This is a genomic window from Enterococcus sp. DIV0183 (assembly GCF_050541505.1).
Lineage (GTDB): Bacteria > Bacillota > Bacilli > Lactobacillales > Enterococcaceae > Enterococcus > Enterococcus faecalis.
Genome location: NZ_CP172932.1, coordinates 1,861,210 through 1,873,590, shown reverse-complemented (window position 1 = coordinate 1,873,590; position 12,381 = coordinate 1,861,210). Strand labels below are relative to the sequence as shown.

Annotated in this window: 6 protein-coding genes; 5 read left to right on the top strand and 1 reads right to left on the bottom strand. The window is 37.0% G+C overall.

Annotation, left to right across the window (positions count from 1 at the left end; all coding sequences use genetic code 11):
* Nucleotides 1–46 precede the first annotated feature (46 nt).
* A complete protein-coding gene (locus tag IGK72_RS09200) occupies nt 47–1,774 on the bottom strand; it encodes an ABC transporter ATP-binding protein (protein WP_222821629.1) in 1,728 nt (575 codons plus the stop codon).
* Between the two features lie 66 nt (nt 1,775–1,840).
* Here IGK72_RS09200 and IGK72_RS09195 point away from each other — a divergent pair, with 66 nt between their 5' ends.
* The 5 genes from IGK72_RS09195 (at nt 1,841) to IGK72_RS09175 (ending at nt 12,371) form a co-directional block, all read left to right on the top strand.
* The gene (locus IGK72_RS09195) at nt 1,841–2,656 is read left to right on the top strand and encodes a MerR family transcriptional regulator (protein ID WP_002383586.1); all 816 of its coding nucleotides are present in this window, start codon (nt 1,841–1,843) and stop codon (nt 2,654–2,656) included.
* Nucleotides 2,657–3,129: 473 nt separating this feature from the next.
* Complete coding sequence (locus IGK72_RS09190; RefSeq protein ID WP_430619603.1) at nt 3,130–8,451, top strand: isopeptide-forming domain-containing fimbrial protein; 5,322 nt, start codon at nt 3,130–3,132, stop codon at nt 8,449–8,451.
* Between the two features lie 538 nt (nt 8,452–8,989).
* Complete coding sequence (locus IGK72_RS09185; protein WP_002356852.1) at nt 8,990–9,946, top strand: ABC transporter permease; 957 nt, start codon at nt 8,990–8,992, stop codon at nt 9,944–9,946.
* Nucleotides 9,947–9,957: 11 nt separating this feature from the next.
* Nucleotides 9,958–10,881, top strand: a complete 924-nt coding sequence (locus tag IGK72_RS09180; protein WP_002359877.1) for a carbohydrate ABC transporter permease — start codon at nt 9,958–9,960, stop codon at nt 10,879–10,881.
* Nucleotides 10,882–10,904: 23 nt separating this feature from the next.
* Nucleotides 10,905–12,371, top strand: a complete 1,467-nt coding sequence (locus IGK72_RS09175) for an ABC transporter substrate-binding protein (RefSeq protein WP_023894523.1) — start codon at nt 10,905–10,907, stop codon at nt 12,369–12,371.
* The last annotated feature ends 10 nt before the right edge of the window (nt 12,372–12,381 follow it).

Genomic DNA, 12,381 nt, shown 5'->3' with positions numbered 1-12,381 from the left:
GCTTGAAAAGAAAATTTTCTTTCAAGCGGTCACATCCTTTCTTTAGTTACTTGGGTAAGATACCTTGCGATTTAGCAAAGTCTTGGTAATAGCTATTAGTGGTAAGTAAATCAGCGTGGCTGCCTTGACCAACAATCCTTCCTTCATCTAGGACGATAATATTGTCAGCGTTCATGATTGTACTTAACCGTTGAGCAACAATGAGTAAAGTTTTGTCCGCCATTTGTGCATGTAAAGCGGCACGTAGAGCGGCATCAGTTTTGTAATCTAATGCGGAAAAGCTATCATCGAAAATATAAACATCTGCCGGTTTGATTAAGGCTCGTGCAATACACATTCTTTGTTTTTGACCACCAGAATAGTTGGACCCGCCTTGTGCTACGAAACTTTCAATCCCTTGTGGTAAGGAATCGATAAATTCAGAAGATTGTGAAATTTCTAGTGCCGTTCTTATTTCTTCTGTAGTTGCTTCGGCATTTCCCATTAATAAGTTTGATAAGATTGTCCCACTGAAAAGAAAGGCTTTTTGTGGCACATAACTGATGACTTGGCGAATCGTTTGCTGAGATAATGAGCGGATATCTGTGCCAGAATAGCTAATCGTGCCGGCTGTGACCTCATTTATTCGTAAAAGTAACTTAACTAAAGTACTTTTACCAGCGCCAGTTGCACCAACAATCGCCGTTGTTTTTCCTTTAGGAATGACAAAACTAACATTTTCTAAAACAGGATCAGCTGTTTCTGTGTATTGAAACGTGACGTGATCGAAGCAAATCAAGGCTTTCTCAGGATGATAAGCAATGGTTGCTTCAGTATGAGGATCGCTAATTTCAATTTCTTCTGACAAAACTTCTTGCAAGCGATTCAAGGAAGCAACGGACCGTGGAATGACAACTAATACCATAGCCGCGATCATTAAGTAGGCCAAAGTTAGAAGCGTATATTCAATCACAGCTGTAACGGTGCCAATTTGTAGGGTGCCTACTGCAACTAAATTACCGCCAAACCACAAAATAGAGGCGTACACAACGCCCATTAATAAAAAGGCAACGGGAGTAATCCAAGCAAAGATTTGATTCACTTTACTCATGCGTTCAGCATAATTTTTAAATGTTTGATTGGTTCGCTGCTCTTCAAAATCTTGATTATTGAACGCACGAATCATATTAATTCCAGTAAAGAACTCTCGTAAAGTCGTAGTAATTCGATCCATTTTTGGTTGAATTTTTAAAGATAAAGGGGTACCTTTTTTCATTAAAAAATAAACAACGACTAAGTAAAATACGATGGAAGCCAATGTTACCCAAGCGAGTGAAACTGAATAAGAAAATGTCATCACTAAGGCAAATAAACTAATAATAGGCGCTGGAAAGATTAATTGGCAAAATAGCACAATCATTGTTTGAACATTATCTACATCGTTGGTCATTCTAGTTAGCAAAGAATTTGAACCAAATTTATCAACATTTTTCATCGAGAATTGTTGAAATTTTTTAAAGAACAATCCTCTAACTTGAAAACCAAATTTAGCAGCTACTAAAGCAGACAAATAGCTAGAAATAATTGCGGCAATTGTTCCAATGAATGCCACAAGAAACATTTGTATGCCAATCGTTTTAATTACTTGTTGGTCACCGCTAACGATGCCCACATCAATCAACTTGCCAACTAATTTAGGGACGCCAAGGGTTCCTGCGATTTGCAAACAGATGGTTAAAGTTGTCGCAAGAACAATCCATTTATTTTCTTTAATAAACTCTTTCATTAATTTCATGAAATTTCCTCCTTAAACAATACCGTTTTAGCTGTTACAAAGAGTCATTGTACACGTTCAAGTAACTTGAATGTCAACAGTAGAAATGCTAAACTTTTTGATGGAGGGAACAGTATGGAAAAAAATTACACAATAAAAGATGTTTCTGAGTTGTTAAATATCCCTAAGTCCACGATTCGTTATTGGGACGAGCAAGGGTTGATTAGTACAACACGCAATGAAGAAAACGGATATCGAACCTTTGATTTAGAAGATTTGTTCAAAATATATGATATTGATTTTTATCGAAAAATGGGGATTCCTATCAAAGATATGTTGAATTTATATAAAAAGACACCTACCGATCTCTATGCCACCATGGAAGCAACAGAAGAACAACTGGGGCAAGAAATAAAAAGGCTTCAACATAAATACAAAGAAATTAAGAAAAGAAAATTACATTTACACGCGTTAATTGATTTAGAAACATTGGTTTTTTCAGATGAACCAATTCCTTTTGATAAAATTGTTGTTGTTGATATTGAGGATCCAGAAGAGATGAAAGTTTACATGGAACACATTTCAACTTTAGGTATTTATGGGGATTTAAGTGAATCCAATGAACTGACGTATGGGATTTGTTTGGCAAATCATGTGAATAAAAAAAGTTTAGATAAAGTGATTTGGCTCAAAGAATCAAGTAGCCAATACAAAGGCTTCATTTTAAAAGTCAATACACAAGATACCCGTTTGAATAATATCGAAGAAGTAAAAAAGCGTTTAGCAAAACAAGGATTTGAAACAGGCATCGTTGTCGGAGAGCATATCTTGACACAACTAGAAGAGGAAAACCAATATATTGAATATTATTATGGTTGGATTGAAATTTTAGGGGAAAAGTAAAACAATTAAAAAAAGGAACTAGCAATAGCAAATGTAGCTAAGCTAGTTTCTTTTTTTGGTAAATGTAATGAAAATTACATGAAAAAAGTTTTAGTTTTTAAAACAATTTAGAACGAATGTTATTAAAGGGAAAACAATAAAAAAATTACTCTTAAAGCTAGAACTTACCTATGTTTGTATTTTTTTAGGGAAAGTCAATATATTTGCTTCATATAAAACGTGTTATTTAATTCACGATTTTTTGTTGAAATATCGGGTTTTTTTCTTTTTTTAGCTAATATAATGTGTTACTTTTTGATTATAAGGAGAAACGGAAAATCGTACGTTAAAAAAAGTTGTTGTAGCTAAATAAAGAAAGAATTGAAGGTTGAAAAGTATTTTATGGAGGTGGATGTTGAGAAACAATTAGTAATTGTAAAAGTTGTTTGAAGATGATTTGTTTAAGTAAATGAAAAGAACGAAGGAGAATGTAAATGAATAAAGCAGTTAAAAATTTTGTGAGTTACCTTATGATTACCATGCTGTTTATTTTAAATTTGTTACCAATGATGAACGCATTTGCTCAAGAAGTAACAAGTGATGCTGAGAAGACTGTTGAAAAAGACGGGCTCAAAGTAATAGGGAAAATAGAAGATACATCGTCTCAAGAAGATATTAAAACGGTCACTTACGAAGTAACAAATACGCGAGATGTACCAATCAAAGATCTCATTTTAAAACAAAAAAATAACAATGATAGTCCAATCAAATTTGTATTAGATACTTTAAGCGAAGAGCGAGGACCTACGTCTTTAGAAGAACAAGCAAAGGTTGAAACAAATGAGAAAGATCAAACAACCGATATTAAACTGCTTAACCTTCAACCAAATTCGACAAGAAAGATTACCATAAATGGGCAAATAACTACAAAATCGTCGAGCAAGTTATTGGTCAGCGTACTAATAGAAGATAATGAAAAAGGAACACTAGTAATTGATTTACCTAGTAAAGATATACTAGCAGATAAAGAGTCGGTTTCGAAGGAAAAACAGGAAACTTCAGAAACAAAAGTAGAAAATCAGGCAAACGAAACAGTCTCTTCTACAAATGAAATGACCGCAACTACTAGTAACGAAACAAAGCCTGAAGCAGGAAAGGCGACAGAAAGTATTCAAGAGACAGCACTAACGCAGGCTACCGAAAGTCCTGAGCAACCTCCATTAAAGGCGCAACCTACTGGTCCGTTAGTGCCACCAACACCTGGTCGGGGGTTTAATACGCCGATTTATCAAAGCGTTCATAAAGGAGAACTTTTTTCAACGGGAAATACCAACTTAAAAATTGCGAATGAAAATACGGCGGCTGCGCAAACATTTTTAAACACACGAGGAGCAAGTAGTGGTTATGCAATTAACAATTTTCCTTTAGAATTTGCAGATGTTGACAATGATCCAAATACGTATAACTCTAGTCGGGCTTATATTGATTTAAATGGTGCAAAAGAGATTGCTTGGGCGGGCTTATTTTGGAGTGCATCTAGATATAAAGGCCCTGCTTACGGAACAAATCTTTCTGATGAAGAAATTAGTGCACCAGTTCAATTTACAACACCAAATGGAACCGTACAGCGTGTTTCGCCCCAAAGGTACCATCGTATCGATCAAGATGCAACAAACCCAGGACAACGTTTCGGGTACAATAACACTGGATTTTCTAATTATGCAGATGTAACTTCAATTTTACAAGGGGATAAAAGTGCGACAGGGAGTTATACGTTGGCAGATATTCCTATGACAAGTAGTTTAAATGGTCAATATCAATATTATAACTTTAGTGGTTGGAGTTTGTTTGTTGTTACAAAGGATCAGGCAAGTAAGTCAAGAGCTTTTAGTATTTACTATGGAGCACGTGGCAATGCTGCTGGAACTAATAATGAATTTACTATGAGCAACTTTTTAACAGCAAAACAAGGAAATCTTGATCCAATTGTGACCTGGTTTACTGTTCAAGGAGATAAATACTGGACTGGAGACAACGCACAAATTAAAAATAGCGCAGGAACTTGGGTAAATATTTCGAACACGCTCAATCCAGTTAATAATGCTATGAACGCAACTGTGACAGATAACGATGAACATATGGTAGACAAGTATCCAGGAAAATTTGCGCCGGATCATCCTAATTTTTTAGATATTGATATCGATCGTATGGCAATTCCCGAAGGTGTTTTAAATGCTGGACAAAACCAAATTAATTTTAGAACAACAAGTAGTGGTGACGATTATTCTACGAATGCGATTGGTTTTGCTGTAAACGCAGAAACGCCTGAATTTGAAATTAAGAAAGAAATTGTGGAACCAAAAGAAACTTACAAAGTTGGTGAAACAATCACGTATCGTGTCTCACTAAAAAATACAAAAGCTGATTCAGAAGCGATAAATTCAGTCTCAAAGGATGCACTAGATGGTCGCTTAAATTATTTGCCAGGCTCTTTAAAAATTATTAGTGGACCAAATTCTGGTGAAAAAACGGATGCTTCAGGCGATGATCAAGCTGAATATGATGAAACCAATAAACAAATTATAGTCCGTGTCGGCAATGGTGCAACTGCTACACAAGGAGGTAGCTACAAAGCTGATACAGCTGAAACAATTTACGAATTTAAAGCGCGGATAAATGAACGAGCAAAAGCAAATGAATTAGTGCCTAATAGCGCAACCGTTGAGGCAGTAGATATTTTAACATCTGCAAAAGTCAACGAAACTTCTAATATAGTAGAAGCGAAAATTGCAGACGAACAAGTAACTGGCAAACTAACCGCAACAAAAACCGTTAATAACGCTAAACCAAAACTAGGCGAAACTATCGAGTACACAATTAGCTTCCGCAACACTGTCGAAAACGGTGTCCTAAACAAAGTAGTTATCACAGACCAACTACCCAAAGGACTAACGTATGTCAAAGATAGCCTAACAAGTGTTGGTGATGAACCAAAACCAACCAGCTTGAAAGAAACCAACGGCATAATCACAGCGGAATACCCAAGTATCACCGATACGAAAGAGCGGAGTATTCGCTTCAAAGTGATCGTTAACGAAGAAGCGAAAGCGGGCGAAATAATTCTCAACAAAGCCAAAGTAGATGACACAGTTAATCCGCCCGAAGAACCAGAGGTGCCGGTGGTACCAGAAGCGAAAGAAGGCAAACTAACCGCAACAAAAACCGTTAATAACGCTAAACCAAAACTAGGCGAAACTATCGAGTACACAATTAGCTTCCGCAACACTGTCGAAAACGGCGTTTTAAACAAAGTAGTTATCACAGACCAACTACCCAAAGGACTAACGTATGTCAAAGATAGCCTAACAAGTGTTGGTGATGAACCAAAACCAACCAGCTTGAAAGAAACCAACGGCATAATCACGGCGGAATACCCAAGTATCACTGATACAAAAGAGCGGATTATTCGTTTCAAAGTGATCGTTAACGAAGAAGCCAAAGCGGGCGAAACAATTCTCAACAAAGCCAAAGTAGATGACACAGTTAATCCGCCCGAAGAACCAGAGGTGCCCATTACGCCCGAAGAACCAATCACACCTCAAGTAAAAGAAGGCAAATTAACCGCAACAAAAACTGTTAATAACGCTAAACCAAAACTAGGGGAAGAAATCGAGTACACAATCAGTTTCCGCAACACCATCGAAAACGGCGTCCTAAACAAAGTAGTTATCACAGACCAACTACCCAAAGGACTGACGTATGTCAAAGATAGCCTAACAAGTGTCGGTGATGAACCAAAACCAACCAGCTTGAAAGAAACTAACGGTACAATCACAGCGGAATACCCAAGTATCACTGATACAAAAGAGCGGAGTATTCGCTTCAAAGTGATCGTTAATGAAGAAGCGAAAGCGGGCGAAACAATTCTTAACAAAGCCAAAGTAGATGACACAGTTAATCCGCCCGAAGAACCAGAGGTGCCTGTGGTACCAGAAGCGAAAGAAGGCAAACTAGCCGCAACAAAAACCGTTAATAACGCCAAACCAAAACTAGGCGAAACTATCGAATACACCATCAGCTTCCGCAATACTATCGAAAATGGCGTCCTAAACAAAGTAGTTATCACAGACCAACTACCCAAAGGACTGACGTATGTCAAAGATAGCCTAACAAGTGTCGGTGATGAACCAAAACCAACCAGCTTGAAAGAAATCAACGGCACAATCACAGCGGAATACCCAAGTATCACTGATACAAAAGAGCGGAGTATTCGTTTCAAAGTGATCGTTAACGAAGAAGCTAAGGCAGGCGAAACAATTCTCAACAAAGCCAAAGTAGATGACACAGTTAATCCGCCCGAAGAACCAGAGGTGCCTGTGGTACCAGAAACGAACGCAGGCAAATTAACCGCAACAAAAACTGTTAATAACGCTAAACCAAAACTAGGGGAAGCGATCGAATACACAATCAGTTTCCGCAACACCATCGAAAACGGCGTCTTAAACAAAGTAGTTATCACAGACCAACTACCCAAAGGACTAACGTATGTCAAAGATAGCCTAACAAGTGTTGGTGATGAACCAAAACCAACCAGCTTGAAAGAAACCAACGGCATAATCACAGCGGAATACCCAAGTATCACCGATACGAAAGAGCGGAGTATTCGCTTCAAAGTGATCGTTAACGAAGAAGCGAAAGCGGGCGAAATAATTCTCAACAAAGCCAAAGTAGATGACACAGTTAATCCGCCCGAAGAACCAGAGGTGCCGGTGGTACCAGAAGCGAAAGAAGGCAAACTAACCGCAACAAAAACCGTTAATAACGCTAAACCAAAACTAGGCGAAACTATCGAGTACACAATTAGCTTCCGCAACACTGTCGAAAACGGCGTTTTAAACAAAGTAGTTATCACAGACCAACTACCCAAAGGACTAACGTATGTCAAAGATAGCCTAACAAGTGTTGGTGATGAACCAAAACCAACCAGCTTGAAAGAAACCAACGGCATAATCACGGCGGAATACCCAAGTATCACTGATACAAAAGAGCGGATTATTCGTTTCAAAGTGATCGTTAACGAAGAAGCCAAAGCGGGCGAAACAATTCTCAACAAAGCCAAAGTAGATGACACAGTTAATCCGCCCGAAGAACCAGAGGTGCCCATTACGCCCGAAGAACCAATCACACCTCAAGTAAAAGAAGGCAAATTAACCGCAACAAAAACTGTTAATAACGCTAAACCAAAACTAGGGGAAGAAATCGAGTACACAATCAGTTTCCGCAACACCATCGAAAACGGCGTCCTAAACAAAGTAGTTATCACAGACCAACTACCCAAAGGACTGACGTATGTCAAAGATAGCCTAACAAGTGTCGGTGATGAACCAAAACCAACCAGCTTGAAAGAAACTAACGGCACAATCACAGCGGAATACCCAAGTATCACTGATACAAAAGAGCGGAGTATTCGCTTCAAAGTGATCGTTAATGAAGAAGCGAAAGCGGGCGAAACAATTCTTAACAAAGCCAAAGTAGGTGATGGCATCAATCCACCAGAAGAACCAGAGGTACCTATTACACCCGAAGAACCAGCGGAAAATAAAAAGGAAACAAAAAAAGTTGTTACAGACCAGAACAAACCTACAAAAAATAGTAAAAATGAAATTGCCATAAACAAGAAAGAAACGTCTAAATCATCCTATTTACCAAAAACAGGAGAAAAAGTTCAAAAAATATTTGCGTATCTGGGTGTAGGACTGATCTTAATTGTATTAATTCTCTATGTTATAAAGAGAAACAAAGAAAAAGAGGAGTAAACAAAATCGATTGTTTTAGAACGACTAATTAGCTGAAAATTTAAGAGTTGACGACATAGGTCAAAATGACCTATGTCGTCAACTCTTTTTGATTTATAACAAGAAATCCAACATATTGTGTGTGCATAAAGGCAAATAGAAAAATAGTAGTGAAATAGCTAGTAATAATAAAGAACCAGCTTGCATTAAAACTGCAAAAAAATAAACTACAATTAAACGAATTGCTCTAGTGTTTTTTACGGATAAAATTCAAAAATAGTCCTCCTCAAAAATAATTAGAGGATATCCTCTGTGAAACTATCAAGTTCTCAGATTTTATAAAACAAATACACGCTAGCAAAATCGCTTTATGAGTGAGGTTTAGCCAATTGTTTTTAAGGTTCTTAAACAGTTGTAAAAAAAATATCAGATAAACGTTTTCACAAAGAACAGTCATTTCGGTAAATTTTTACCTTAAAATGACACAAAATCTATAATTTGTTTCTCAAATCCTATAATTTGTTCCTTAAAAAGATATTATGAAAACGCTATTATATTTATGAAAGGAGCGAAACGAATGAAGAAGAAAAACGGGTTTTTTCAAAATGTATGGCGTTATAAGGCCTTAATCCTTATGGCGTTACCAGGATTTATCTGGTTTATATTTTTCTTCTATATACCAGTCTTAGCCAATGTGGTCGCATTTAAAGATTTTCATATTTCACCAGATGGTTTCTTAGCTAGTCTAAGAGAAAGTCCTTGGGTTGGTTTTGAAAACTTTAAATTTTTATTTGCGTCAAAAGATGCTTGGTTAATTACTAGAAACACCATTTTGTACAATGTCGTCTTTTTAGCCTTTAACTTATTCTTCGCGATTGCTTTTGCTATTATTATGAGTGAATTAAGAAATCGTCGCTTGGTTAAAGTTTATCACACGATGTCATTGCTACCATATTTCTTATCTTGGATGGTTATTAACTATTTTGTTTATGCCTTTTTAAGTCCAGATAAAGGGATTTTGAATCAATGGATTACTGGTAATGGCGGCACAATGATTAACTGGTATGCAGATCCACGTTGGTGGCCAGTAATTTTTGTCTTCCTAAATGTTTGGAAGAGTCTAGGCTACAACAGTATTATCTACTATGCTTCTGTGATGGGGATTGATCCGACATACTATGAAGCAGCGATGGTGGATGGTGCCAACAAATGGCAACAAATAAAAAATGTTACGATTCCACAAATTTTGCCAATGATGTCTGTTTTATTAATTTTAAACATCGGCGGTATCTTCAGAGCAGACTTTGGTTTGTTCTACATCGTACCAAGAAACTCAGGTGCGCTTTACAACGTGACAAGTGTGTTAGATACCTATATTTACAATGGCTTAACGGCTACTGGTGATGTAGGCATGACGGCAGCTGCAGCGTTATATCAATCTGTCGTTGGGGCATGTTTGTTATTAATTGCGAATTTAGTTGTTCGTCGAATTGAACCAGATTCAGCACTATTTTAGGAGGAAGGATTATGAAAAAGAAAAAAGTCACTAGCGTTAACGTTCGATCCTTCAACCCGACAGCGAATTTGATTTTCAATATTGTCATTGCGATTTTTGCTATTTCCTGTGTGGTTCCGTTTTTCTTTGTTATTATGATTTCATTGACAAGTGAAGGATCATTAGCAGCAAACGGCTACCGGTTTTGGCCAAAAGAATTTTCATTGGAGGCCTATCGTTACATTTTCCAAGGGGCAATGAGTCAACGCATTATTCATGCCTTAGGGGTAACGGTCTTCATTACGGTGACAGGGACGATTGTCAATGCAACAATGACGTCATTATATGCCTATGTCATTTCTCGTTCCAACTTTCCATTTAAAAAATTCTTTACATTGTTTGCGTTAATTACAATGTTATTTTCACCAGGGATGGTTGCGAACTATTTAGTAATGACAAACTTATTGCAATTGAAAGATACAATTTGGGCGTTAATTTTGCCTTTAGCTTTAGGACCATTTAATATTTTAGTGATGCGAACGTTTTTCAAGAAAACCGTGCCTGACAGTATTATTGAATCGGCACGTATTGATGGCGCAAGTGAAATGCGCATTTTTGTCAGCATTGTGTTACCGCTAGCCGTTCCAGGGATTGCCACAATTAGTTTGTTTGCGGCTTTGGGTTATTGGAACGATTGGTTCAATGCGTTACTTTACATTCAAAAAGATACCTTGGTACCATTACAGTATTTATTGATGAAAATTCAAAACAACTTAGAGTTCTTATCAAGAAGTACGGATATGGGTGCAGCAGCACAAGAAGGGTTAGGCGTTCTACCAAGTGAATCGGCTCGAATGGCGATTGTTGTCTTATCTACGTTACCAATTGCGTTAACTTACCCATTTTTCCAAAAATATTTCGTGGGTGGTTTAACAATCGGCGGCGTGAAAGAATAAAATTGTACAGGAGGAAATAAGGAATGAAAAAATGGCAAAAAGGATTAGCCGTAGTTGGCGCAGCAGCTTTAGCTGTAGGACTAAGCGCGTGCGGTAAATCTTCAAAAGATGCAGCGTCAAAAGGTGATGATAGTACACCAACGTTATTAATGTATCGTGTTGGGGACAAACCAGATAATTATGACCAATTAATCGATAATGCGAATAAAATTATCGAGAAAAAAATTGGGGCAAAATTAAAAATGGAATTTGTTGGTTGGGGCGATTGGGACCAAAAAATGTCAACAATCGTTGCTTCTGGTGAAAGCTATGATATTTCATTAGCACAAAATTATGCAACGAATGCACAAAAAGGCGCCTATGCTGATTTAACTGATTTAGCACCTAAATATGCCAAAGAAGCCTATGATCAATTACCAGATAACTATATTAAAGGAAATACGATCAATGGAAAACTGTATGCGTTCCCAATTTTAGGTAACTCTTACGGTCAACAAGTTTTAACTTTTAATAAAGAATATGTCGATAAATACAATTTAGATATTAGTAAAGTTGATGGTAGTTATGAAAGTGCAACCGAAGTTCTAAAAGAATTCCATAAAAAAGAACCAAATATTGCTGCTTTTGCTATCGGCCAAACATTCTTTGCAACAGGTAATTATGACTTCCCTATTGGTAACCAATATCCATTTGCAGTGAAAACAACTGATACTGGCTCACCAAAAATTATTAACCAATATGCCGACAAAGACATGATTAATAACTTAAAAGTCTTACATCAATGGTATAAAGATGGCTTGATTCCAACAGATGCTGCTACAAGTACAACACCATATGACTTAAATACCAATACTTGGTTCATGCGTCAAGAAACACAAGGACCTATGGATTATGGTGATACAATCTTAACACAAGCTGCTGGCAAACCACTTGTTTCTCGTCCACTAACAGAACCATTAAAAACAACATCACAAGCGCAAATGGCTAACTATGTTGTTGCAAACACGTCTAAAAACAAAGAAAAATCTGTTGAATTGTTAGGTTTATTAAACAGCAATCCAGAATTGTTAAACGGACTTGTTTATGGTGAAGAAGGCAAACAATATGAAAAAGTTGGCGATGATCGTGTGAAATTATTGAAAGATTACACACCAACAACTCACTTGAGTGCTTGGAACACAGGAAACAACTTAATCATTTGGCCAGAAGAATCTGTCACTGAAGAAATGGTTAAAGAACGTGATAAGAGCATCGAAGAAGCAAAAGATTCACCAATTCTTGGTTTTACTTTTGTAAATGATAAAGTGAAAACTGAAATCACTAACGTTGCTACAGTTATGAACCGTTACGCAGCAAGCTTAAATACAGGAACTGTTGATCCAGAAGAAACACTTCCAAAATTAATGGATGACCTAAAAACAGCTGGCTGGGATAAAGTTCAAAAAGAAATGCAAACACAATTAGACGAATATATCCAATCTCAAAAATAATCACAGGAGG

What these genes read in the sequence shown, in the direction of transcription:
- IGK72_RS09180 (WP_002359877.1), top strand. Translation starts at nt 9,958, where the DNA reads ATGAAAAAGAAAAAAGTCACTAGCGTTAACGTTCGATCCTTCAACCCG.
- IGK72_RS09190 (WP_430619603.1), top strand. Translation starts at nt 3,130, where the DNA reads ATGAATAAAGCAGTTAAAAATTTTGTGAGTTACCTTATGATTACCATG.
- IGK72_RS09185 (WP_002356852.1), top strand. Translation starts at nt 8,990, where the DNA reads ATGAAAGGAGCGAAACGAATGAAGAAGAAAAACGGGTTTTTTCAAAAT.
- IGK72_RS09200 (WP_222821629.1), bottom strand. Translation starts at nt 1,774, where the DNA reads ATGAAATTAATGAAAGAGTTTATTAAAGAAAATAAATGGATTGTTCTT.
- IGK72_RS09175 (WP_023894523.1), top strand. Translation starts at nt 10,905, where the DNA reads ATGAAAAAATGGCAAAAAGGATTAGCCGTAGTTGGCGCAGCAGCTTTA.